The sequence below is a fragment of the Flavobacterium limnosediminis JC2902 genome (assembly GCF_000498535.1).
Lineage (GTDB): Bacteria > Bacteroidota > Bacteroidia > Flavobacteriales > Flavobacteriaceae > Flavobacterium > Flavobacterium limnosediminis.
The window spans coordinates 199,657-224,473 of the sequence record NZ_AVGG01000003.1; the positions used below are offsets into that span (position 1 = coordinate 199,657).

Genomic DNA, 24,817 nt, shown 5'->3' on the forward strand with positions numbered 1-24,817 from the left:
TCAACTTACTGTTAAAAAAAGACCATCTAAGAAGTAATTTTTAGATGGTCTTTTGTTTTGATCGTTTTGAATAATTAGATTTTCATACTTTTTTTAATACCCCAAACCAATCAAATTGGCTTCGAAAATCAGAACCAAAAAACAAACCCGGCATACAACTTTGGGCATTCATCGGCAACATCCTTATTGCATAAAAAGCTTGCAAACTCTTTCTGACGATTTAACATAATCATTCCGATTTGTGTTTTTAGCGCTCCAATTTTAAATTACTTAGAAATTTTAAGTAATTTCCACGAAAAATACTTACAGTTTTTGCGTTTATGATAATTTCATACAACCTTAAAAAAATAACAATTGCCAATGAAAAAAATTACACTTTTAGTATGCCTCTTGGTCTCCTTCTTTGGATATGCCCAGGCCGGAGCGATTGATCTCTCTTTCAACCCCAATGATCCAGGTTTTGGAATGGGTGATGGTCCTAACCACTATACAACAACTACCATTCTGCAACCCGATGGAAAAATCATTATTGGCGGGAACTTCACACAATATAATAGTACAGCACGAAACAGAATCGCTCGTCTGAATACGGACGGCTCTCTGGACAACACCTTTAATTCTGTCTTTCCGGCGAATGACTATATTAATTCAATCGCCCTGCAACCAGACGGAAAAATCATCATTGTGGGAAATTTTACACCCGTAAGGATTGCCCGCCTGAATAATGACGGTTCAATAGACAGTTCCTTTAATCCCGGTTTTGGAGCAAACAATTCGATAAGCAGCGCCACACTACAGCCCGACGGAAAAATAATTATTGGCGGAAATTTCACATCCTATAATGGTACTACGAGAAATCGTATCGCTCGTCTTAACGCTGATGGGTCATTGGACTCTTCTTTTAATCCGGGTACCGGCACAGATAATCAAGTTACCTCGATAACGCTTCAACCTAACGGAAAAATCATTATTGGAGGGTCTTTTAGATCCTATAATGGTACAACGAAAAATTTCATTGCTCGCCTGAATGCTGATGCCACATTAGACAATACGTTTAATCCAGGCACCGGAGCTGATTCTATTGTATGGAGCACTACCCTACAACCCGATGGAAAAATCATTATTATTGGATATTTCTCGTCCTACAACAATACACCAAGATATAGCATCGCCCGCTTAAATGCTGATGGCACTTTAGATAACTCGTTTAATTCAGGGGGATTGGTCGATGGACAAATATTAACAGCTACCTTACAACCGGACGGAAAAATAATTATTGGAGGGAATTTCGCATTCTATGGCGGCACTAGCAATATCGCACGCCTGAATCCCGATGGATCACCGGACACTACCTTCGATCCGGGTGTTGGAGCTAATAATAATATTATGTCATCCATTTTACAACCCGACGGAAAGGTTATCCTAACTGGTTATTTCACAGGATATAACGCTACATTGCGAAACTATATGGTTCGCTTGGACTCCAATGGATCAGTAGACAACACCTTTAATCCAGGTAGCGGTGCCAATAAAAATGTTTATTCCATCGCTATACAATCCGATAGCAAAATTATTATTGCAGGTGAGTTTCAGTCTTATAACAACGTTCTTCTCACTCGTATCGCACGTGTAAATTCCGATGGCTCCTTAGACAACACCTTTAATCCAGGCATGGGGGCAAATAACTCAATACTTAAGGCCATATTACAACCTGATGGAAAAATCGTTATTGTAGGGCTATTTACATCCTATAATGGTACAGCACGCAGGTATATTGCTCGTCTCAATAGTAATGGCACATTAGATAATACATTTGATCCGGGCCCCGGACCGAATAGCCCAATAACAAGCATCTCCTTGCAGCCTGATGGGAAAATGATTATCAGTGGTGGTTTAAATGGCTATATCGGTGCGATTGCCCGCCTGAATAACGATGGGTCAGTAGACACTTCCTTTAACTCGGGTACTGAGGCAAATAACACAATAACAAGCGCCTCATTGCAGCCCGATGGTAAAATCATTATTAGTGGATTGTTTACATCATATAATAACACAATATGCAATCACATAGCACGCCTTAATAGTGATGGTTCGCTAGACACGACCTTTAATTCAGGAACAGGAACAGATGCTACACTGATAAATATCTTGCAACCTGATGGAAAAATTATTATTGCAGGGAATTTCACCTCCTATAACAACACCGCATGCAATCGCATTGCTCGCCTAAATACAGATGGTTCATTAGATACTAGTTTTAATACCGGCTCGGGAGTAAACAATAACATCGGAATCATCGTTCTTCAACCGGATGGAAAAACAATCATTTTTGGACCTTTCACATCTTATAACGGAACCACAATAAATCAGATTGCCCGCCTAAATAATGATGGATCACTCGATGCCACTTTTAATGCAGGTACTGGAGTAGACACTTCTATTAATTCAGCCGCCCTTCAACCCGATGGAAAAATCATTATCGGTGGAGCTTTTAAATCGTATAATAACACTGGTCGTAATAGAATAACGAGAATACATGGTACAGCGTCAGGCATTACAACAGCTCCAATTACAATCAGCGGCACAACAACAATCAATAGTGGAGAATCTACTACACTTACACAAGTAGGAGGCTCTTTGGGTGAAGGAGCAACGTACAAATGGTATACCGGTTCGTGCGGCGGCACTTTAGTGGGTACCGGCGCATCGTTAACCGTTTCCCCTACTGTAACCACAACCTATTACGTCTTGGCTGAAGGACCTAATAACACCACGGGTTGTGTATCAATTACAGTCACTGTAACCACATTGGGTACTGCACACCCTGTCTACACAATTGATAATACAGTAGTAATTCCAAATCCATACAGCGAGCACTTCGCATTAGATATTCCTACTCTAAATCAAGAAACAATAACCGTAAAAGTTTATGACAGCATTGGAAGGCTACTCGAACAACGTGAACTGAAGCCAATTGAAAAAGATAAACTTCAAATGGGCAATGGATATCCTTCTGGAGTTTACACTATTTTGATTACACAAGGCAAGGAAAGAAAAACGCTTAAAGTGATAAAAAAGTAAGTTGCTGAAAAATACAATTCTCAATATGTGAAAATTAAAAAGCAAAGGCCCTGATCATGAAATCAGGGCCTTTTTATTAAAGCTAAATCCAATTAAAAATTCCCAAAAAACATCCCGTAACTTCCCCAAAATTCAATCCAAAAAAACCATTCCCCAATTTCTACTACTCCGACTTAAAGCCGTATTAAAGCCGAGTATAACTCGAGTACAACCCGACTAACCCCCGAGCGTCCGAAAAACCCAACCCATCTTTCACACAAAAACCATAACTTTACCTTTCACAACGGTACAGCCATGCAAACAAAAATAAATACGGCCGAGGAAGCCTTCCGCTATTGGAAGAAAACCCCCATAGCCGAGCGCATCGCTCATATTCAAAACCTGAAAAACACACTGCACGAGCATCGGGAACAACATGCCACGCTCATCACGCAGGAAATGGGCAAACCCATCACGCAATCCCTTGCCGAGGTAGACAAATGCGGTGTACTCTGCGACTATTATTGTGAAAACGCAATTACCTTACTGCAAACCAAACACATTCCAACCGACGAAGGCCACGAAAATTTCGTCACCTACGAGCCATTGGGTGTATTGTTGGGTGTTATGCCTTGGAACTTTCCTTTCTGGCAGGTCTTCCGCTTCGCGATTCCGTCCATCATTGCGGGAAATGTCGTGATGGTCAAACACGCGAGCAACGTACCCCAATCCGCGGAAAGCATCGAAGCTTTGTTTGTCGAGAGCGGTTTCCCCATCGGTATTTACCAAAACCTTCATATTTCAAGCGATAAAGTCGCCGAAGTCATCGCGCATCCTCAAATCAAAGCCGTTTCCCTCACCGGAAGTGAAGCCGCAGGCAGTGCCGTAGCCTCACAGGCCGGAAAGTATCTAAAGAAATCGTTATTGGAACTCGGTGGCAGCAACGCCTTCATCGTTTGCGAAGACGCCAATCTGGATAAGGCTGTGGCTGTGGCAGTAAACGCCCGCATGCAAAACACCGGACAAAGTTGCATCGCTGCAAAACGTTTCCTGATTCATGAAACCGTTTTTGATGTATTTGCTGAAAAATTAAAACAGGCCCTGAGCCACCTCAAAACCGGTGACCCAATGGATCCCGAAACGCAAATCGGATCCCTCGCCCGTCTGGACTTGGCGGAGGATTTGGAAAAACAGGTGAACAAATCAATAGAAATGGGCGCCAAAGTGCTTTTGGGCGGAAAACGGAACGGCGCTTTCTACGAACCGACCATACTCACCAATATCACTACAGAAATGCCGGTTTTCAAAGAAGAGACCTTCGGACCTGTAGCGGCTTTGATTTCCTTTGAAACCCTTGAGGAAGCCATCAGTATCAGTAACCAGTCCGAATTCGGTTTGGGTGTCTGTATTTTTACAGAAGACGTTGCTTCCCTCAGAAATCACATCAGCGAGTTTAACGAAGGCGCCGTTTTCATCAACGAAATGGTTAAATCCGACCCGCGCTTGCCTTTCGGTGGCATCAAAAAATCCGGCTATGGCAGGGAACTCGCCGAAGAAGGCATTAAGGAATTCGTGAACATAAAAACTGTGGTAATCAGAAAGTCTTAATTTTCCATCAAAAAAAGGAAAAATGTTATACTCCACCATGCACTCATTTCTGTAAAAAAACTTTTCCTAAATTGCATGGATTAAACACAAACAACTAATCATTATGAAAAAATTATTCTTTTTTTTATCGGCTCTAATGCTGATTTCATTCGAATCCACGGCACAAAAAAAAATGGATGCCGAAAAACAAGCAATCGCTACGATATTAGACAATTGGCATAAAGATGCTGCGGAAGGAAATTTCGACAAGTATTTCGGTGCAATGTCAGACGAGTCCATCTTCATTGGTACCGATGCAACCGAAAACTGGAACAAAAAACAATTTATTGATTTTGCCAAACCGTATTTCGACAAAGGCCGCGCGTGGGACTTTAAACCTGTTGAGCGTCATATTTATATGGACCCATCCGGAAAAATAGCGTGGTTTGATGAATTGTTGGACACTTGGATGAAAATCTGCCGTGGTTCGGGTGTTATGGTAAAAGAAGGAAAAGTGTGGAAAGTAAAACACTACGTACTTTCAATGACTGTTCCGAATGACGATGTTAAAGACGTTATCAAAATCATTACCCCTAAGGAAGATGCGCAGCTGCAACAAATAAAAAACAGCAAATAAAATCAATCCCAAACCAAACATAAAACGCTACCCCTTCAGGCAGCGTTTTTTTATTTATACTTTCTTTGCTAAATTCTCTAACATTGTTGTAGTCATGCGCTCCATGTCAAAATCATGTTGCCATCCCCAATCTTTTCTTGCATAAGAATCATCAATACTTGCCGGCCAGCTGTCAGCAATTGCCTGACGGAAATCGGGCGCATAATCGATGGTAAATTCAGGAATGTGTTTTTTGATTGATTCCGCAATTTCTTTCGGCGTAAAACTCACCGCCGATAAATTGTACGAAGAACGTATTTTGATTTTATCAGCAGGAGCCTGCATGATACTGATGGTCGCTTTAATCGCATCGTCCATGTACATCATCGGTAAACCGGTATTCTCTGAAAGGAAACAGGTAAATTTCTTATCCTCCAAAGCCTTGTAGTAGATGTCCACAGCATAATCCGTAGTACCACCACCCGGAGGTGACGTCCATGAAATCAGTCCGGGATAACGGATACTTCTCACGTCCACTCCGTATTGCTTGTTATAATATTCACACCAACGTTCTCCGGATTGTTTTGAAATTCCATAAACCGTAGATGGTTCCATCACTGTATATTGCGGCGTATTGTCTCTCGGCGTTGTTGGTCCGAAAACCGCGATACTCGATGGCCAGAAAATCTTTTGTATTTTCCCGGCTTTCGCCAAATTAAGCACGTGAAACAACGAGTTCATGTTCAGATCCCAGGCAAAAGCCGGATTCTTTTCCGCTGTAGCCGAAAGTAAGGCTGCCATCAGATACACATCGGTAATCTCATATTTCTCAATAAGATTTTCGATCTGATTGTAATCAAGGGCGTTAACAACTTCAAAAATTCCGTTATGTACCACATCGTTCTCCAGTTTTCGGATATCGGATGCTATTACATTATCAACTCCGTAGGTTTCTCTTAATTTCGCGGTCAGCTCAGTTCCGATCTGTCCGCAAGCGCCAATGATTAAAATTTTCGTGCTCATTTGTGTTAATTTAGTACCCACAAAGATACTGTTTTGCTAAAATTTAAAATCCGATTTCATTCTGAAAATTTACAATTCACAAAAAACCGCATTTTAGTGAACATATTCCCCTCAAAAAAAGGAGTTTCCAATAACATTTGTAAATTTGCTTTCTAAACTTTTATTATGAAGATTAAGTCGTCGTTGTTGCTTTTATTGTCACTACTTCTTTTCTCCTGCAATAACAAGCAGGAACGAATTGCCGACAGTGATAAAGCGGCAAAACATAATGATTCGGTATTTGCCGTCATCAGCCAAAACTGGAAATTCAATATTCCGCCTGTCAGTCCGAAAGTACAGCCCCACATCAACAGATGGCAGGAGTGGCGCACTTTTAATCAGGAACTGCAGCAAAAACCAAAAAGTTCGTTGAATGCCTTCCGCCTAAAAGCAAAAACACTAACCGTAAAAGGGGATCTTTTGAACAATAATGCTCCGGCACTATTTGACAAACCGGCCGTAAAAAGCCGTATTTCCACACTGAACACCAAGCTGAAATCTCTGGAAACATATATCACTTTGGAATACATCCCGACAAAAAAGGTGACCACACTCATTCAGGAAATTACCACAGAAGTGACTTCGATTCAGAATCAGATGAATGAAATCATCGTAAAAAGTGAAATTCCTAAAGAGGAAGGCGAAGCGATCATGCTTCAGGCATTAGATACCGCACGTCATGCCCGTCGTGAGATTCAGGAACCGAAACAATAGCACAAAGTTTTGAAAACCGACATACAAAATACCTATCATAAATCGGCGAAAGTCGCACAGATAGCGGAACAATTACAGAAACGCGAATCGAAAATCCAGATAAAAGGATTGATCGGTTCGTCGTTGTCGTTTGTCATTGAAGCGCTTTTTCACAAAAACGAACTTCCGTTTTTACTGATTTTTCAGGACAAAGAAGAAGCGGCATACCATCTGAACGACCTCGAAAACATGATTAACGATCAGGACGTATTGTTTTATCCGGGTTCGTATCGTCGTCCGTATCAGATTGAAGAAACCGACAACGCCAATGTTTTATTACGTGCCGAAGTACTGAACCGTATCAATTCACGCAAAAAACCGGCCATAATTGTTACTTATCCCGATGCACTTTTCGAGAAAGTGGTAACCCGAAAAGAATTAGACAAAAACACGCTAAAAGTCGCAGTTGGCGATTCCATTTCCATCGATTTCATTAACGAAGTGTTGTTTGAATACAATTTCAAACGTGTGGATTTCGTTTCCGAACCGGGCGAATTTTCCGTGCGAGGCGGAATTATCGATGTTTTTTCGTTTTCCAATGACAATCCCTACCGAATCGAATTTTTCGGAAATGAAGTCGACACCATCCGAACCTTTGATGTAGAAACCCAGCTTTCCATCGAAAAACAGAAGAAAATCAGCATCATCCCGAATGTCGAAAACAAGTTTCTGAAAGAAAACCGCGAGAGTTTCCTTGATTACATTAATCCGCAAACCGTTCTGTTTCTTCAGAATACCGATTCGCTGTTGTCAAAATTGGACAAATTATTCGGCAAAGCCAATGAAGCGTTCGAGAAACTGTCCAAAGACATTCAGCACGCCGCTCCGGAGTCTATGTTTTTGAACCAACAGGCATTCGTAAAAAAAGCACTGGATTTTACTCTAGTAGAATTGGATTCCAAACATCCGATTTTCCGCGTTGAAAAAACCTTTGAATTCCATATACTGCCGCAACCGTCGTTCAACAAACAGTTTGATTTACTACTGAACAATCTGAACGACAATCATTTTAACGGTATCAAAAATTATCTATTCTGTTCTAATGACGGACAGGCGAAGCGTTTTCACGATATTTTTGAAAGTCTCGATGAAGAGAATCATGAGAACATCCGCAAGCAATACAAAACGGTTGTTTTTCCACTTTTTCAGGGATTTATCGACGAAGAAAACCAGATTGCGTGTTATACCGACCATCAGATTTTTGAGCGCTATCACAAGTTCAGCCTGAAAAACAGTTCTTCGAAAAAACAGACCATCACGCTGAAAGAACTCAACACCCTTTCCGTTGGCGATTATGTGACCCACATCGATCACGGTATCGGGAAATTTGGCGGATTACAGAAAATTCAGGTTGAGGGCAAAACGCAGGAAGCCATTAAATTGGTTTATGCCGATAACGATATTGTTTATGTGAGCATCCACTCGCTGCACAAAATCTCTAAATACAACGGAAAAGACGGAGCGCCTCCTAAAATTTACAAATTAGGTTCCAATGCATGGAAAGTCTTAAAACAAAAGACCAAAGCGCGTGTAAAACATATTGCCTTTAACTTAATTCAGCTGTACGCAAAACGCCGTTTAGACAAAGGTTTCGCTTTTTCACCCGACAGTTATTTGCAAGCCGAACTGGAATCGTCTTTTATTTACGAAGACACGCCGGACCAGTCAAAAGCGACTTTGGAGGTTAAAATCGACATGGAAAACGACCGCCCTATGGATCGTTTGGTCTGCGGCGATGTTGGTTTCGGAAAAACGGAAGTCGCCATTCGTGCCGCGTTTAAAGCCGTAGATAACGGAAAACAGGTTGCCGTTTTGGTACCGACAACTATTTTGGCGTTTCAGCATTACAAAACCTTCCGCGAGCGTTTGAAAGATATGCCGGTGAATGTCGGCTACATCAACCGTTTCCGTTCAGCGAAACAAAAAGCGGAAACCCTGAAACAACTGGAAGAAGGGAAACTCGATATTCTTATCGGAACCCATCAGTTAGTTAATAAAAATGTGATTTTCAAAGATTTGGGCTTATTAATCGTGGACGAAGAACAGAAATTCGGCGTAAACGTAAAAGACAAACTGAAAACCATTGCGCATAACGTCGATACACTGACATTAACCGCAACGCCGATTCCGAGAACCCTGCAGTTTTCACTGATGGCGGCACGGGATTTATCAGTAATCACCACTCCGCCACCCAACCGGTATCCGATAGAAACCCAAGTGGTCGGCTTCAACGAAGAAGTGATTCGCGACGCGATTTCGTATGAGATTGAACGTGGCGGACAGGTATATTTCATCAACAACCGCATTGAAAACATCAAGGAAATTGCAGGCATGATTCAGCGCCTGGTGCCCGGTGCCAAAGTTGGCGTGGGACACGGACAGATGGACGGCAAAAAACTCGAAGAACTGATGTTGGCCTTTATGGACGGCGAATTTGACGTTTTGGTCGCCACGACAATCATCGAAAGCGGTTTGGACGTTCCGAATGCGAACACGATTTTCATCAACAATGCGAATAATTTCGGATTGTCCGATTTGCATCAGATGCGCGGGCGTGTGGGACGAAGCAATAAAAAAGCGTTCTGTTATTTCATTTGTCCGCCCTATTCGGCAATGACTGATGAAGCCCGGAAACGCATTCAGGCGCTCGAGCAATTCAGCGAACTGGGCAGCGGCTTCAACATCGCCATGAAGGATTTGGAAATCCGCGGTGCCGGCGATTTACTGGGAGGCGAACAAAGCGGTTTTATCAACGATATCGGTTTTGACACTTATCAGAAAATCATGAACGAAGCCATCGAGGAACTGAAAGAAAACGAATTCAAGGATTTGTATCCGGAAGCAAACGATATCGAAACCAAAGAATACGTCAAAGACATTCAGATTGATACCGATTTCGAGCTGCTGTTCCCGGACGAATACATCAATAATATTTCGGAGCGACTGAATCTGTACAACGAATTGAGTTCGATTAAAACCGAAGAAGCCCTTCAAACCTACGAACAACATTTAATTGACCGCTTCGGACCTTTGCCAAGACAGGCGATTGCGTTATTGAACAGCATCCGTATCAAATGGAAAGCAACCCATATCGGAATCGAAAAACTGGTTTTGAAGCAAGGAAAAATGGTAGGCTATTTTGTCTCCGACCAACAATCCGATTTCTACCAGTCGGCGAAATTCATGAAAGTGTTGCAATTCGTACAACAAAACGGGAATCTCTGTAAAATGAAGGAGAAAGAAACGAAAAACGGTTTGCGATTGTTACTGACTTTTGAGAATGTGAAGTCGGTGAAAAAGGCTTTGGAGTTGATTGAAATGATATAAAAAAAAGCCTCAGATTTGAGGCTTTTCTATTTTAATATCCGAGTAGTATTTCAGAAGAAATTCCGTTGAACCATCGTGTTTCTTCGAATTCCCTGTGGTAATCTCATCCAATATGGTGTTGGCCAGTTGTTTACCGTATTCCACACCAAACTGATCGTAACTGAAAATATTCCAGATCACCCCTTGTACAAATATCTTGTGCTCGTACATGGCAATCAACGATCCAAGCGTTTTCGGGGTTAGTTTTTGTATCAGAAAGGTATTTGTGGGTTTGTTACCGCCAAACGTCTTAAATGCATTTAAAAATCTATCCTGACCTCCTTCTGCGGTAACTTCATCGCAATTTTTTCCCAAAAGTAACGCTTCGGTTTGAGCAAAGAAATTGGACATCAATTTATCGTGATGTTCATTATTACCATGAAGTGATTCGACAAAACCGATAAAATCACACGGAACCAATTTTGTCCCCTGATGAATCAATTGGAAGAACGCGTGTTGGGCATTACTTCCCGGTTCACCCCAGATAATGTTTCCGGTTTGGTAGTTCACCGGATTCCCGTCGCGATCAAAAGATTTACCATTGCTTTCCATTACGGCTTGTTGCAGGTACGGCGCCAATTTTTTAAGGTATTGCGAGTAAGGAATAACCGCTTCGGTTTCACATCCGAAGAAATTATTATACCACACGCTCAACAAGGCTAAAACCACAGGTATATTACTTTCAAAAGAACAGCTTTCAAAATGAGCATCCATCTCCTTGGCGCCTTCGAGTAATTTTTCAAAGTTCTCGGATCCGACCGATAAAGCTATCGATAATCCGACGGCACTCCACATCGAGAAACGGCCTCCGACCCAATCCCACATGGGAAATATACTGTCTTCGGCAATACCGAATTCGGACACTTTATCAATATTGGCAGAAACAGCCACAAAGTGTTTAGCCACATCCTCCTGTTTAGCCGATTGCAAAAACCAATGCTTAAAGAAAGTAGCATTCGATAGGGTTTCTTGTGTTGTAAACGTTTTTGAAACAACGACAAACAGGGTGGTTTCGGGATCTAACTTTTTGATGCTTTCAGCAGCATGATCACCGTCGATATTGGAAATAAAATGCAGGTTCAAATGATTTTTATAGAACTGCAACGCTTCCACGGCCATATCAGGACCCAAATCTGAGCCTCCAATTCCGATGTTGACGATATCCGTAAACGGTTTTCCTGTAAAACCTTTTCGATTTCCGGAAATCACAGATTGTGCAAACGCTTTAATTTTTGATTGAACGACCTCAATTTCGGGAAGAATGTTTACACCTTCAACCAATATGCTTTTTTCCGAAGAACGCAATGCCGTATGCAATGCCGCCCTGTTTTCGGTTACATTTATTCTATCTCCGGAAAAATACTTCTGAATTGCGTCTTTAAGATTGACTTCTTCGGCCAATTCCAAAAGCAAGTCGAGTGTTTGCGAATTGATTCGGTTTTTGGAATAATCAAACAGAAAGTCACCCCACTGAATGTGGAACTTTTCAGCTCTGTGAGGATCATCACCAAACATCGTCTGCATGGAAATCTGTTCCATTACAGCAAAATGTTCCTGTAATTTTTTCCAGGCTGTAGTATCGGTGGGATTTGTGTTTACTAACGCCATTATTCTCCGAATTTAGCTAATGAAACACTGTCCAACTCCCTCTTTAACGGAGTCATTTCGGCAATGAATCGGGTTTTATACTTAGGATTCATAGGTTCCGAATTAGGTAATTTTTGTCGTAAAGGATCCACCTGAATTCCGTTTTTCCAGAAGCGGTAGCATACGTGCGGACCTGTAGCCAAACCGGTGCTCCCCACTTTTCCGATTACCTGCCCCTGCTGAACATGCTGTCCGCGACGAACAAGTATTTTCGACATGTGAAGGTATTGCGTGGAATAAGTTCCGTTGTGTTTTACTTTTACGAAATTCCCGTTACCGCCGGTATAACCGGTTTGTTCCACTGTCCCGGAGGCTGTGGTCATGATCGGGGTTCCGGTTGCGGCCGCATAATCGGTTCCGTTGTGTGCTTTCCAGCGCAACTGAACGGGATGAAAACGGCTTCTTGAAAAACGGGAAGTGATGTTTACGAATTTTAACGGAGCTTTCAGGAACATATTTTTCAACACTTTTCCTTCCTCGTCAAAATAATCGGCTCTTTTGGACTTTTCATCCTGTTTGAACGGAAAGGCATAGATTTTTTTCCCTTTGTATTCAAAATAGGAAGCTTCTACGCTTTCCACGCCGAGATACTCGCCGCCTTCAAGGTATTTTTCATTTACGATTACGGCAAATTTATCGCCTTTCTGAAGTTTAAAGAAGTCGATGGACCAGGCATAAATTTTGGATAATTCGGGCGCTAAGGCGGGTGAAACTCCGGCACGGCTTAAGGTACTGGAAACCGAACCATCAATGGCTGCGGCAATCGTTCTGCGCTTAATAACCACAGGGCGCTCCTTTTTATAAGCCACTGGAATGGAGTCACGCAAATCCACGACATAATAACTCATCTTATCAGGCTGATAAACGAATACTTTTAAATCATTGGGCGCTGTTTTATTCTGAAGTAAGGTAAACGGCTTTCCTGTTCGGATGTTGCGGACATCGAAAGAGTCTTTCACCATTTCGTTGATCTGATGCACTTTCGCTGCATCAAAACCCTGCTCGCCAAGTATTTTTCCGAAACTGTCACCCGATTGAATCGTATCATGAACTACTTTGAAATCATTTAGTCTGAATCCGTATTCAAATACGACTTTCTCTTTTGGGGCTTCGGTATGTTTTTTTCCTTTTTTCTCTTCTTTTTTGTTACAAGCAAATAATATTAATGAAAATAATATGATTGTGACGTACCTCAATTTTGCTGGTTTTGGTTGGTTATTTTCTTATTCTCCCCACTTTTCCAATTCTTCTTTGGACCAAAGTTCGGGAAAAAATATCCTTCTTTGGTATTTTGGCAGCATATATTTTTTCCAGTCACTGCCTCCGGTAGCCTCGTGGTTACCCGGAACGCTCTCTATGTATTTAACCGCTGCATTATAATGCCCCATAACCCATGTGATATTCACTGTTTTATCATAATGGCGCATCGCTGCCACAAGATCGGCGTTCTTTTGATCCTCTTCCGGCAATTGCTTGAATTTCTGCCAAAGATTTTTCTGATTGTATTCCTCCATGAAAGCAAGGAATGTCGGTTTATATTTCTGCTCGAAACCTTTTAACAAATAGGATTTTTCACCCGTAGCATAATCTTTTCCTCCTGCTTGCCAGTACAAATGCTCCATAGCGTGCTCGTAAGGCGTATTGCGGTCTATGGTTGCTCTGAATCGGTGATCGATCAGGTTTATCAAATCGGTGGAAGCAAATTCAATCAAGCGGTATTGCGCGCTTTGAAAACCACTCGCAGGCGTTAAGGTATTTCGGAATTTCAGATACTGCTCCACTTCCATACCATCTCCCATAATATCGAAAGAGGTGGTAAGCATATTAAAATAACGGCTGATTCGGTTTAATCTTTCGGCAAAGAATTTCGTGGTTAATGTTGCCGCATTGGAAACTTGTTCGATTTCCCATAAAATCATTTTGAACAACAGTTCATTTACCTGGTGATACATGATAAACACCATTTCATCGGGCAATGTCGTGCGTTGAATCTGTAAATTTAAAAGGGCGTCCGTCTGTATATAATCCCAGTAAGTAATGGGTTTGGCCCATAAAAGGCCTTCTAAATGTGTTCCTGTCTTTTGGTTGATGGCCTGGAATTTTGCATCAATCTGATCCAGTGTATTCTGAATTTCCGGGGTAATTTCCATTATTGTTTTTTTACTTTAACCTTAAAAGAGTTTTTTAATCCTTTGAAACCGTCCAAATCAGCTTTTAAAGAACCAACCGCTAAAGTGGCTTTTATACGAAGCGGCATCTTGTTATCGTCATCCGATATCCAAACCGTTAAACTTTCCTGTTCCTTAAACACCCTTCCGGATTGGACATATGGCCTGAAAATCATTGTCGGTATAGTGCCGAATTTTGTTTCCAGATCTTCTTTTCCGAGGTATTTCAGTTTGAATTTATACACCTCATCATCAAAGAACATGTCGATAACAATCGATTCACCTACTGCCAGTTTATCGATTTTTGGATGGTTTCTTAAATAATAAAACGAAGATACAATATCCTGAACATTTTCAGGCACCGTAAACGTTTTTTCAGTATTATTTTTATAGTCTTTAACAAGGACCGTATTTTTTGTTTGATTAAAAAAGCCTTCCTGATTTTTGGTATAGCCTCCTTCGTCAATTTTTCTGAGATACTGATATGGTTGCCCTGTTTCCTTGTCAAACATGCTTTGGTAGTCGTCGGCTACCTTGAAGAAAAATCTTGTCATCCCCACGGTATACCCTTTTCCGATAACGTGGTGTACTTTCCTGTTATTACGAACCGCCTCTTTGATTTCCAGGGTTGCATACCCGGCATTAACCAAACCGTAGTGGATCCGGAATTTAAAGAATTCCCCGGTAGTGAAGGCATCTTCCTGTCTGGCAGCTGTAAAAGAAGCCGCAAAAGCAAGCAAACAAAGAAGAGAGAGAAGTAGTACACCTTTTTTCATTGGATTAATTTACGCAATTTATAGGCATAATTGCAATTTCCATTCCAAAATTAGGAAAACAAAAAAACTCAGTCAAAAAAATGACTGAGTTTTTATGCTATTAACCAACCAAAAAACTATAAATTATGAAAATTTACTTACTCCAATAAGGGGTTATGACTTCCTTATTTTTGTGAGTGCAAATGTAGCTGGTTTTGTTGCAGAATTACAACTGAAATTTCAACTTTAACACAATATTAGCAAAATTCAACCTCGTTAAAATTGATTTTTTGCATTATTGATAATTAAATCCTAATTTTTACAATGTTCCGCGCAATTGTTGCTCTCTTTCAATCGATTCAAAAAGCGCTTTGAAGTTACCGGCTCCGAAGCCTTTTGCTCCCATTCGCTGAATAATCTCAAAGAAAAGTGTCGGACGATCCTCTACCGGCTTGGTGAAAATCTGCAACAAATACCCTTCTTCGTCCGCATCAATCATGATTCCCAGTTTCTGAAGCTCATGAATATCTTCTTTAAATTTACTCATGTGATCTTTCAAACGTTCCGGAATCGCATCGTAATATGCCTGAGGCGGTGTACTCAAAAATTCCACCCCACGTGCGCGCATATCGGCAACTGTTTTAATGATATCATCAGTGGCAACAGCAATATGTTGTACTCCTTCATCCTCGTAAAAATCTAAATATTCTTCAATTTGAGAACGTTTTTTCCCTTCTGCAGGTTCGTTGATCGGGAATTTGATACGTCCGTTTCCGTTACTCATTACTTTCGACATTAATGCGGAATACTCTGTCGTGATTTGCTTGTCGTCAAAAGAAAGGAAATTCACAAATCCCATCACATCTTCAAACCATTTTACAGCTTCATTCATACGGTTCCACCCAGTATTCCCAACCATGTGGTCTATATATTTTAGTCCAACCGGTTCAGGACTGTAATCCGATTTCCATTCACTATATCCAGGCAAAAAGATTCCCTTATAATTTTTGCGCTCAACAAAAATAAAAACGGTTTCCCCATAAGCACCGTAGATACCAGCACGTACTACTTCCCCATTTTCATCTTTTTCAACCACCGGCTCAAAATAAGGTTTTGCTCCACGTTTTGTGGTTTCTTCAAATGCAGAACGCGCATCTTCTACCCAAAGCGCAATAACTTTAACACCGTCTCCGTGTTTTTTCACATGCTCCCCGATTGGTGACTCGCTGTTTAAAGCGGTAGTCAACACCAAACGGATTTTATCCTGTTTCAACACGTAAGACGCACGGTCTCTAACACCCGTTTCTAATCCGGCATAAGCCAAAGACTGGAAACCGAAAGCGGTTTTGTAAAAATGAGCCGCCTGTTTTGCATTTCCTACGTAGAATTCTACATAGTCCGTTCCTAAAAGTGGAAGGAAATCCTGTGCGCCTTCAAATATTTTTTCTAATCCGTATTCTACTGATTTTATCTCTTGTGCCATAATTTCTGTATTTTTTGAACACGAAGACTGCTCTTTAATGCGCCGTTCGTGAATTTATTATTGATTTTTTAGCCCCGATGGCAGCGGCATCCTTTTTGTTTTTTCTTTAAAAACGAAAAGATACAGCGGACAGCGGGAAATAGCTTCTAATTACTCAAATTGTTACTCTAACCAGGATTGGAAATACTTATCGTCTGCAATTTTCATTGCCTCTTCGGTAACCATTAACGGTTTGAAGGTATCTACCATCACCGCCAATTCCTCAGTGTCTTTTTTACCGATGCTTCTTTCTGTAGCACCCGGGTGTGGTCCGTGTGGAATTCCGGCCGGATGCAGGGAAATATGTCCCGCTTCAATATCGTTACGGCTCATGAAATCACCATCGACGTAATACAATACCTCATCGGAATCGATATTACTGTGATTGTAAGGCGCAGGGATTGCCTGCGGATGGTAATCGTACAAACGCGGTACAAAAGAACAAATCACAAACGCATCTGTTTCGAAAGTCTGGTGCACCGGAGGCGGTTGATGGATTCTACCAGTCAGCGGTTCGAAATCGTGAATGGACAAAGCATACGGGTAATTGAAACCGTCATATCCGACAACATCAAAAGGATGTGTGGCATAAACCATATCAAAAATCTCGTCTTTCTTTTTTACTTTGATTATAAATTCTCCTTTTTCGTCATAGGTTTCCAGTTCTTCCGGACGACGGATGTCGCGTTCGCAAAACGGAGAATGCTCCAATAATTGTCCGAACCAGTTTCTGTAACGTTTCGGCGTATAAATCGGCCGATGGGATTCTACGATAAACAAACGATTGTCTTCGGTATCGAAATCGATTTTATAGATGATTCCGCGTGGAATGATCAGGTAATCGCCGTATTTGAAATCCAGGTTTCCGTAGATGGTACGCAATTTACCGGTTCCGCGGTGGATGAAAATCATTTCATCTGAATCGGTATTCTTGTAAAAATAGTCGGTTGTGGATTTTCTTGGCGCTGCCAATACGATATGACAATCGGAATTGGTAAGCACTATCTTTCTGCTTTCCAGAAAATCATCCTGTGGCGCCACCTGAAAACCTCTCAGGCGATACGACTGAATGTTATTGCTTTTGGCGATTTTCGGCGCTACACTGTATTGGCTTCTGATTTCTTTTACTTGTGTAGGGCGGTGCTCATGGTAGGAGTTGGTGGACATTCCGTCGAAACCAACGGTACCGAAAAGCTGCTCATAGTACAAATCGCCGTTTTCTTTGCGGAATTGTATATGTCTCTTGTGAGGAATTTTTCCTAATTTATGATAAAATGGCATGTTCTTTTTATTTGAAAATTTGAAAATAATCTTATTTGAATACGAAATTCAAACGCTAAAGTTTCAACAAAAGAAAATGGCTCATTCAGGATTTCTCTTGATGAGGAATTTTAAATGTGCTAATAAACCTATCCAGTGTTTATTCATAACAGTACAAATATCGGAAATTATATTGAAAGTGTGCGAAATAAAAAAACCCAAAAAGAACTGCTTTTTGGGTTTTTTCACAAAATATACTATAATCTAAAAATTATTCATTGTTAATCTTACTGTTCTTTTTACCGTACACAAAATACAGAATTACTCCCAGCGCCATCCATATAAACAGACGTAACCAGCTTTCTCCCGGTAATGAATACATCAAAAACACACAAACCACAACTCCGGCAATAGGCACAAATGGCACAAATGGCGTTTTGAAAGCTCTTGGCACTTCCGGCATTTTTTTACGCATCACCAATATCCCGATACAAACCAGAACGAAGGCTAACAACGTACCAATACTTACCATATGTCCCAAGTCGGATACCGGAACGAAACCGGCAAATAAACTCACGAATACCATGAAGAATAAGTTTGTTTTCCAAGGAGTTCTGAACTTCGCATGAATGTCTCCGAAGAAACTAGGCAATAATCCATCCTTACTCATCGTGTAAAACACACGGCTTTGACCCATAAGCATTACAAGAATAACTGAAGTATATCCCGCCAAAATCGCGATAATCAAACCTGTCTGAAGGAAATCATAACCGGTTTTTGCAAACGCTGTAGCAGCAGGTTTCGCATCTCCGGCAAATTCAGTATATGGTACAAGACCGGTCATTACGTGAGCAAATAAAACATATAAAATTGTACAGATTACCAACGACCCTAAAATACCGATCGGCATTCCTTTTTGCGGATTTTTAGCTTCCTGTGCTGCGGTTGAAACGGCATCAAAACCAATGAAAGCAAAGAAAACAGTTCCTGCACCGGCAGCGATTCCTGACAAGCCAAACTCACCGAAAACACCTGTATTCTCAGGAATATAAGGAGTGTAATTATTAACGTCGATAAATTGCCAACCTAAAACGATAAACAATATTACCACAGTCACTTTTAAAACAACCAGGAAATTGTTCATGGAAGCCGATTCTTTTGTCCCTCTGATCAAAATCAGTGACAACATAGCAACGATAAAAATGGCCGGAAGGTTGATGATTCCGCCTTCGATAACGGTTCCGTCGCTCAGTTTTAAGGTTTCCCAAGGCGAACAGATCAACTCCGGAGGCAAATGAATTCCGAATTTAGCAAACAATTCCAAAAGGTATCTTGACCAACTTACCCCAACGGTAGCGGCTCCAAGAGCGTACTCAAGAACCAGATCCCAACCAATGATCCAAGCCATGAATTCACCCATGGTAGCGTAGGAATACGTATAAGCACTACCTGCAACCGGTATCATTGATGCGAATTCCGCGTAACAAAGTCCGGCAAAAGCACAGCCAACAGCCGCCAATACAAACGACAATGTTACAGCCGGCCCGGCATGTTCTGCAGCGGCGATTCCCGTTAGTGAGAAAAGACCGGCACCGATAATCGCACCGACACCCAATGCCACAAGAGCACGGGAAGATAATGTTCGTTTTAAACCTTTTTCTGACTCATCAGCTTCCGAAAGAAGGAGAGTTATAGATTTTCTTTTCCAGATAGACATAAATTAATTGGGTATTTGGTATTTTAAGTTTCCAAAAATAGAGTTTTTTTGAAACATTGTCACAAAAAAAAGAAATTAAAACAGAAAAAGGCACGTTAATATGTTTCAGGCCATTAAAACCAGAATCCGACACTGATCCAGGTAAAATGATCCTTGGTTTCCGGAGACCAGGTATGCTTCAATTCGATAGGCCCGATAAGGGTCTCCAATCCGTAACCCAAAGCATAACCGGAATATTTGGGATGTGAGATCCAACGGTTGTCTTCAAAAATGGCATTCCCTATGTTAGCAAAGTTGGCATAAAAATTAAAATGATTTTTTCGGTAAAACTCATAATCCAGTCCGATTTCCCCTTTCACATAACTGTCCCCGGCCAAACTCAGGTAGTCATATCCGTAAAAATGACGGAAATTGTTAATCGTATTGTAACCATAACCCCCCAAAACGAAATCGTGAAAAGGAACAGTACGTTCCCCGATGGCAAATCCGCCTTCCGATTGAACTTTAAACACCAACCTTTTAAAAACAGTATGTACGAACTCAATATCACCTTTAGCGATGGAAAACGGTTCAAAAGTATTGGTATAATCACTGGAATACAAAAAGGATTTAAAATCACCGAAAAAGTGCCAACCCCTCGTAGCAAAGTGTTTTTTGTCCTGTGAATCAAACTTCATATAGCCAAAAATAGACATATAGCTACTGTTTTCTATAACCGGGTCGGTATTCTCCAAGGCTTCCGAATCAATTTTTAAATGCTTCCATTCCCCGCCACCGCCCACCAGGAATTTCTGTGCAAAAACGGTTTGTGCAAAGACCTGATTCGTAAAATCGGAAAACGAAATATTAATAGTATGTACATTCAGGGAAGCCAGAGCCTCACCATTACTGTAATCTACATAACTGTCATGTTCGAATTGATTCAGACGGGAATTCACACCAAAACTCCAATAAAATCCGCTATCGTAGTAGTAATTCAGATTGTACCTGAAATTATCCCCCAAAATGGCATCAAATGAAATATTATCATTTTTAAAAAACACTTTCTTCTGTGTCACGTTAATCAGGGCGGCGCTTTTGTATAAGCCATCGTAATGCAGCCCGAATTTCAGATAACGCTTAATCGGATTCTCTTTCAATTCCATTACAATTTCTTCTTTACCCTCATTATTCTTATCGAAATAATAAGTAATCGCGCTGAAGTTTTGTGTTGAACTGAGATTTCCGATACCATCGCTCAACTTCTGAAACGTAATTTTTGAATTGTTTTTGAACCGCAATTTCCCCAAAACATACGGTCTGGTAAAATCATTGAGATTGTTGACCCTGACACTGTCAATACTAAGTATATCCTCTAATTGGGTCGCGTAAATTTTTTCAGACTCTTTTTTAGGCATTTCCCCATATTTACCCAATGCTTCATACACTGAGAAAGCAGCTTCCTCCCCTTTAGTTATGATTTCACCTCCTAAATCAAAGGAAATGACAGAATACCCGGTAACATCAGGTTTTATGTAGATATCGGTCGCCTTTCTTTTGGCATTCATCTTCTCGATCATGTCGAAGTTGGTAATCTGAACCAAAACCCCTGAAGCACCTCCAAGATTGTTCCGGTCTTTCAAACCGTCCTGCACATCGACACCGATAATGATATCCGCCCCCATTTTTTTAACCTCTTCGATGGGATAATTGTTGGTTACCCCTCCGTCGATCAACAGACGCCCGTCAATTTCAACCGGCGTGTATAATGAAGGAAAAGCCCCGCTGGCCAATATCGCCTTTGGCAACACCCCATTTCTTATCACCACTTCCTGCCCGGTTTCGATATCGGTGGCAATACAGACAAAAGGAATGGAAAGCTGGTTAAAGTCACGCACATAGCGAACATGATTGGTCAACCTGCTAAGCATATTATAGTTGTACATCCCTTTGGAAAGGGCAGTGGGAACCCCAATCTTAAAATTATTAAACGGCAGGGCTACGGCATACAACTCATCATTTCTTTTTTCGAAAAAGCTTTTGGACGTTCTGGGAATATAATCCTGAAGCAGCGCATCCGCATCGATATTCCTGAAAATGGAATCCAACTGTTGCGCCGAATAACCCGAAGCGTACAAACCACCGACAATCGCACCCATACTGGTCCCGCCAATATAATCCACCTTTACTCCGGCTTCCTCCAAAACCTTCAACACACCGATATGCGCCAGTCCTTTCGCACCACCGCCACTCAATACCACTCCTATTTTAGGCTTCTTCTGATCCTGGGCTTTTGAAACAGCAGGTATTAGAAAGCAGGTAATTAGCATTAGCGCATACACAAATAAACAGTAGCTCATCTGGCTACTGTTTATTTGTGATTTTCGGCTCTTAGTTAGCGCCTCGGTTTGCATATAATTATTCGTTTCTGTAAAATTCGGTAATTTTTTTGGCTTTTGAAAGACCTACCACGTCAGAAATTTCTTTTTCTGTCGCTAATTTTAATCTTTTCACCGATTTAAAGTGTAAAATCAGTGCCTGCATGGTTTTTTCGCCGATGCCCGGAATGCTCTCGATGGAAGAATTCAACGCGGCCTTACTTCGTTTGTCACGGTGAAAAGTGATCCCGAAACGATGCGCCTCGTTACGCAATTGCTGGATAATTTTCAGCGTTTCCGATTTCTTATCCAGATACAACGGCGCCGAATCCCCCGGATAGAACAACTCTTCCAAACGTTTGGCGATGCCGATGATGGCAACTTTTCCACGCAAGCCTAAATCGTCGATACTTTTTAAGGCCGATGACAATTGTCCTTTCCCTCCGTCGATGATGATCAGTTGTGGTAACGGTTGGTTTTCGTCCAGCAGTCGTTTGTATCTTCGGTATACCACTTCTTCCATCGAGGCAAAATCGTTCGGGCCTTCAACGGTTTTGATGTTGAAATGACGGTAGTCCTTCTTGCTCGGTTTTCCGTCCTTAAACACCACACAGGCCGACACCGGATTTGTTCCCTGAATATTCGAATTATCGAAACATTCAATATGTCTTGGCTCAACCGAAAGGCGTAAATCTTTCTGCATCTGTGCCATGATGCGGTTCGTGTGCCTGTCGGGATCGACTATCTTAATCTGTTTCAACTGATCCATTCGGTAGAACTTGGCGTTTCTTTCGGATAAATCGAGAATTTGCTTTTTGTCGCCCAATTTCGGAACGGTGACTTTTATCTTATCGCCGAAATCTAGTTCGAACGGGAGAATGATTTCTCTGGAATTCAGATGAAAACGCTCACGCAATTCCACAACCGCCAATTCCAGCAGTTCTTCGTCGGTTTCTTCCAGCTTCTTTTTTATTTCCATCGTATGGGAACGCACGATTGCGCCGTGGGAAATCTGAAGGAAATTCACATAGGCCATCGCCTCATCGGATACAATCGAAAAGACATCAATATTGGTAATCTTCGGATTTAAAATCGTGGAGCGCGACTGATAATTCTCCAACACTTCAATCTTCTCCTTTATTTTCTGAGCTTCCTCGAACTTCATATCCATTGCCAGTTCACTCATCAGTTTTTTGAAATCCCTCAAACTCTCTTTGAAATTCCCTTTCAGGATTTCGCGGATGGCCTGTATTTTTTTTTCATAATCCGTAATCGTTTCTAAAGCTTCACACGGCCCTTTGCAGTTCCCGATGTGGTATTCCAGGCAGACCTTGAATTTCCCGCTGTCAATATTGGCTTTGCTCAAATCATAATTGCAGGTCCGCAACGGATACAGTTCCTTGATTAAATCCAAAATCGTATGAACGGTTTTGAAACTCGTATAGGGTCCGAAATATTCCGAACCGTCCTTGATCATTTTTCGGGTGGAAAAGATGCGCGGGAAACGTTCGTTTTTAATACAGATCCACGGATAGGTCTTATCGTCACGCAGCAACACATTATAACGCGGCTGCAGTTTTTTAATCAGGTTGTTTTCCAGCAAAAGCGCATCGGTTTCGGTGGGAACGACGATGTGTTTGATGGATACTATTTTCTTCACCAACACATTGGTCTTGGCGTTATCGTGCACTTTATTGAAATAGGAAGCGACCCTTTTCTTTAGGTTTTTGGCTTTGCCGACGTATAAAATCTTCCCTTCTTTATCGTAATACTGATACACGCCCGGATTGTCGGGCAGGGTTTGGATTTGGAGTTCTAAAGCGGGAATCACGGGATAATTATGAATTATAAGTTATGAATTATGAATTGCGGAAAGTAGTTTTGGTGCTGCTCCGTCGTTCCTAACCATTTTCAAAGTTACGAATTAATTGAGCTGAAAAGGAAAGCAATCGTATTAATCAGTCTTGAATCTTTGGATTAAAATAGTATGCTTCTTTGAAAAATTTTTCACTTGGGGTGAATTCATATTTTTTCCTACTCCATTCTTCATCACTATCCATCATAAACTCAATACCCCCACAACCTATTTCCTTACCAAAAAATTCATTTATTTCCGTCTTTTCATATGTCCCATCCAACCTTGGTTTGGTAATCGCATACACTAATCCTTTATCAACGATAAAAAGTACCTGAGACAAATTCTTCAATCGAAAAGTGAAATATTTATCCTGAAGTCGCAATTTCATCATGGTTAGAACATTGCTTCCCATAGGCTCCGTCAACCAACAATTAAACATCAAAGCAGAATCAAAATAGCTCCATTCCTGGGATTCGAACTCATAGTCAAGAAAATTATTTGTCTTATCATAGATAGAATATACTACATTAATTTTTTCCGGGTTAAAATCGACAAAATCAAGAACATTCCCTTGAAACTTAAAATCTTTTGACAACTCAAATTCCGGTGTTACTTTAATCTTAAGTTCTTTCAATTTATAATCCGAAATGAATTTGCAACCAAAAGTATCTTTATAACTGCGATATTCAGCCAAGTTTTCGACCGATTTGGTATAATTATACCTTGCTTTCAAATCCTTTTGAGCAAATTCAACATACCTCTTAAGATGTACCCCGACAGTGATTGTATCCTTTTTTTGGGAAAAACAATTTCCTCCAAAAAACAATAAAGTAATCCAAAAAAAGTAATTCATCATTAAAGAATAAGTTATCGCTCCTATTTCTGTTTTTACAGTAGCACAAATATACCACAACTTCTAAAACTTTACAGAACAAGATACATTGCAACCTCATCACATCCCTGCTTCACGGACGCGAAATAATTGCAACACAACAATTACAGAAACGTATACCCTTATCGCCTAATAAATCCAAATCGAATCCTACTTTTTTAAAAACCAAGCTATTAAACATTATTGCTAATATTTGT

The 24,817-nt window shown here is 41.0% G+C and carries 16 protein-coding genes; 5 read left to right on the forward strand and 11 right to left on the reverse strand.

Annotated features, from left to right (window positions below):
• The first annotated feature begins 390 nt into the window (after nt 1-390).
• The 3 genes from FLJC2902T_RS05460 (at nt 391) to FLJC2902T_RS05470 (ending at nt 5,284) form a co-directional block, all read left to right on the forward strand.
• Nucleotides 391-3,081, forward strand: coding sequence for an Ig-like domain-containing protein (locus FLJC2902T_RS05460; RefSeq protein ID WP_162147673.1), 2,691 nt, complete (start codon nt 391-393; stop codon nt 3,079-3,081).
• 294 nt (nt 3,082-3,375) lie between these two features.
• Nucleotides 3,376-4,668: an NAD-dependent succinate-semialdehyde dehydrogenase gene (locus tag FLJC2902T_RS05465; RefSeq protein WP_023578775.1), complete on the forward strand. Its 1,293-nt coding sequence runs from the start codon at nt 3,376-3,378 to the stop codon at nt 4,666-4,668.
• Nucleotides 4,669-4,771: 103 nt separating this feature from the next.
• Nucleotides 4,772-5,284 carry a nuclear transport factor 2 family protein gene (locus tag FLJC2902T_RS05470; protein WP_023578776.1) on the forward strand — a complete coding sequence of 171 codons (513 nt, stop codon included), beginning with the start codon at nt 4,772-4,774 and terminating at the stop codon, nt 5,282-5,284.
• Between the two features lie 54 nt (nt 5,285-5,338).
• Here FLJC2902T_RS05470 and FLJC2902T_RS05475 read toward each other — a convergent pair whose 3' ends face one another.
• Nucleotides 5,339-6,286: an L-threonine 3-dehydrogenase gene (locus FLJC2902T_RS05475; protein WP_035677374.1), complete on the reverse strand. Its 948-nt coding sequence runs from the start codon at nt 6,284-6,286 to the stop codon at nt 5,339-5,341.
• A gap of 165 nt (nt 6,287-6,451) precedes the next feature.
• Between FLJC2902T_RS05475 and FLJC2902T_RS05480 the strand changes: the two genes are divergently transcribed.
• A complete protein-coding gene (locus tag FLJC2902T_RS05480; RefSeq protein ID WP_023578778.1) occupies nt 6,452-7,039 on the forward strand; it encodes a hypothetical protein in 588 nt (195 codons plus the stop codon).
• A gap of 60 nt (nt 7,040-7,099) precedes the next feature.
• Nucleotides 7,100-10,405 carry a transcription-repair coupling factor gene (gene mfd / locus FLJC2902T_RS05485; RefSeq protein ID WP_394331690.1) on the forward strand — a complete coding sequence of 1,102 codons (3,306 nt, stop codon included), beginning with the start codon at nt 7,100-7,102 and terminating at the stop codon, nt 10,403-10,405.
• A gap of 9 nt (nt 10,406-10,414) precedes the next feature.
• On the opposite strand, the gene pgi is transcribed toward mfd, so the two are convergent.
• The 10 genes from pgi to FLJC2902T_RS05540 all read right to left on the reverse strand — a co-directional run bounded on the left by pgi (nt 10,415) and on the right by FLJC2902T_RS05540 (nt 24,584).
• On the reverse strand, nt 10,415-12,052 hold the full coding sequence (gene pgi, locus FLJC2902T_RS05490) for a glucose-6-phosphate isomerase (RefSeq protein ID WP_035677377.1): 1,638 nt from the start codon (nt 12,050-12,052) through the stop codon (nt 10,415-10,417).
• Nucleotides 12,052-13,287 (reverse strand): M23 family metallopeptidase, encoded by a 1,236-nt coding sequence (locus tag FLJC2902T_RS05495; RefSeq protein ID WP_023578781.1) that lies wholly within the window; start codon nt 13,285-13,287, stop codon nt 12,052-12,054. The genes pgi and FLJC2902T_RS05495 overlap by 1 nt, the downstream gene beginning before the upstream one ends.
• A 27-nt stretch (nt 13,288-13,314) precedes the next feature.
• On the reverse strand, nt 13,315-14,241 hold the full coding sequence (locus FLJC2902T_RS05500; RefSeq protein ID WP_023578782.1) for a tryptophan 2,3-dioxygenase family protein: 927 nt from the start codon (nt 14,239-14,241) through the stop codon (nt 13,315-13,317).
• Nucleotides 14,241-15,035, reverse strand: coding sequence for a DUF3108 domain-containing protein (locus tag FLJC2902T_RS05505; RefSeq protein WP_035677380.1), 795 nt, complete (start codon nt 15,033-15,035; stop codon nt 14,241-14,243). Before FLJC2902T_RS05505 ends, FLJC2902T_RS05500 begins: the two co-directional genes overlap by 1 nt.
• 298 nt (nt 15,036-15,333) lie before the next feature.
• Nucleotides 15,334-16,497, reverse strand: coding sequence for a 4-hydroxyphenylpyruvate dioxygenase (gene hppD, locus FLJC2902T_RS05510; protein ID WP_023578784.1), 1,164 nt, complete (start codon nt 16,495-16,497; stop codon nt 15,334-15,336).
• Nucleotides 16,498-16,659: 162 nt separating this feature from the next.
• The gene (locus tag FLJC2902T_RS05515) at nt 16,660-17,817 is read right to left on the reverse strand and encodes a homogentisate 1,2-dioxygenase (protein WP_023578785.1); all 1,158 of its coding nucleotides are present in this window, start codon (nt 17,815-17,817) and stop codon (nt 16,660-16,662) included.
• A 250-nt stretch (nt 17,818-18,067) separates the two neighbouring features.
• On the reverse strand, nt 18,068-19,513 hold the full coding sequence (locus FLJC2902T_RS05525; RefSeq protein ID WP_023578787.1) for an amino acid permease: 1,446 nt from the start codon (nt 19,511-19,513) through the stop codon (nt 18,068-18,070).
• 113 nt (nt 19,514-19,626) lie between these two features.
• The gene (locus FLJC2902T_RS05530) at nt 19,627-21,852 is read right to left on the reverse strand and encodes a patatin-like phospholipase family protein (RefSeq protein ID WP_023578788.1); all 2,226 of its coding nucleotides are present in this window, start codon (nt 21,850-21,852) and stop codon (nt 19,627-19,629) included.
• Nucleotides 21,853-21,910: 58 nt separating this feature from the next.
• A complete protein-coding gene (uvrC, locus tag FLJC2902T_RS05535) occupies nt 21,911-23,701 on the reverse strand; it encodes an excinuclease ABC subunit UvrC (protein ID WP_023578789.1) in 1,791 nt (596 codons plus the stop codon).
• 127 nt (nt 23,702-23,828) lie between these two features.
• Nucleotides 23,829-24,584, reverse strand: coding sequence for a hypothetical protein (locus tag FLJC2902T_RS05540; protein ID WP_155958857.1), 756 nt, complete (start codon nt 24,582-24,584; stop codon nt 23,829-23,831).
• Between the last annotated feature and the right edge of the window lie 233 nt (nt 24,585-24,817).

What these genes read in the sequence shown, in the direction of transcription:
- FLJC2902T_RS05505 (WP_035677380.1), bottom strand. Translation starts at nt 15,035, where the DNA reads ATGAAAAAAGGTGTACTACTTCTCTCTCTTCTTTGTTTGCTTGCTTTT.
- FLJC2902T_RS05540 (WP_155958857.1), bottom strand. Translation starts at nt 24,584, where the DNA reads ATGATGAATTACTTTTTTTGGATTACTTTATTGTTTTTTGGAGGAAAT.
- FLJC2902T_RS05500 (WP_023578782.1), bottom strand. Translation starts at nt 14,241, where the DNA reads ATGGAAATTACCCCGGAAATTCAGAATACACTGGATCAGATTGATGCA.
- FLJC2902T_RS05465 (WP_023578775.1), top strand. Translation starts at nt 3,376, where the DNA reads ATGCAAACAAAAATAAATACGGCCGAGGAAGCCTTCCGCTATTGGAAG.
- FLJC2902T_RS05515 (WP_023578785.1), bottom strand. Translation starts at nt 17,817, where the DNA reads ATGCCATTTTATCATAAATTAGGAAAAATTCCTCACAAGAGACATATA.
- FLJC2902T_RS05475 (WP_035677374.1), bottom strand. Translation starts at nt 6,286, where the DNA reads ATGAGCACGAAAATTTTAATCATTGGCGCTTGCGGACAGATCGGAACT.
- FLJC2902T_RS05480 (WP_023578778.1), top strand. Translation starts at nt 6,452, where the DNA reads ATGAAGATTAAGTCGTCGTTGTTGCTTTTATTGTCACTACTTCTTTTC.
- hppD (WP_023578784.1), bottom strand. Translation starts at nt 16,497, where the DNA reads ATGGCACAAGAGATAAAATCAGTAGAATACGGATTAGAAAAAATATTT.
- pgi (WP_035677377.1), bottom strand. Translation starts at nt 12,052, where the DNA reads ATGGCGTTAGTAAACACAAATCCCACCGATACTACAGCCTGGAAAAAA.
- FLJC2902T_RS05525 (WP_023578787.1), bottom strand. Translation starts at nt 19,513, where the DNA reads ATGTCTATCTGGAAAAGAAAATCTATAACTCTCCTTCTTTCGGAAGCT.
- FLJC2902T_RS05530 (WP_023578788.1), bottom strand. Translation starts at nt 21,852, where the DNA reads ATGAGCTACTGTTTATTTGTGTATGCGCTAATGCTAATTACCTGCTTT.
- FLJC2902T_RS05470 (WP_023578776.1), top strand. Translation starts at nt 4,772, where the DNA reads ATGAAAAAATTATTCTTTTTTTTATCGGCTCTAATGCTGATTTCATTC.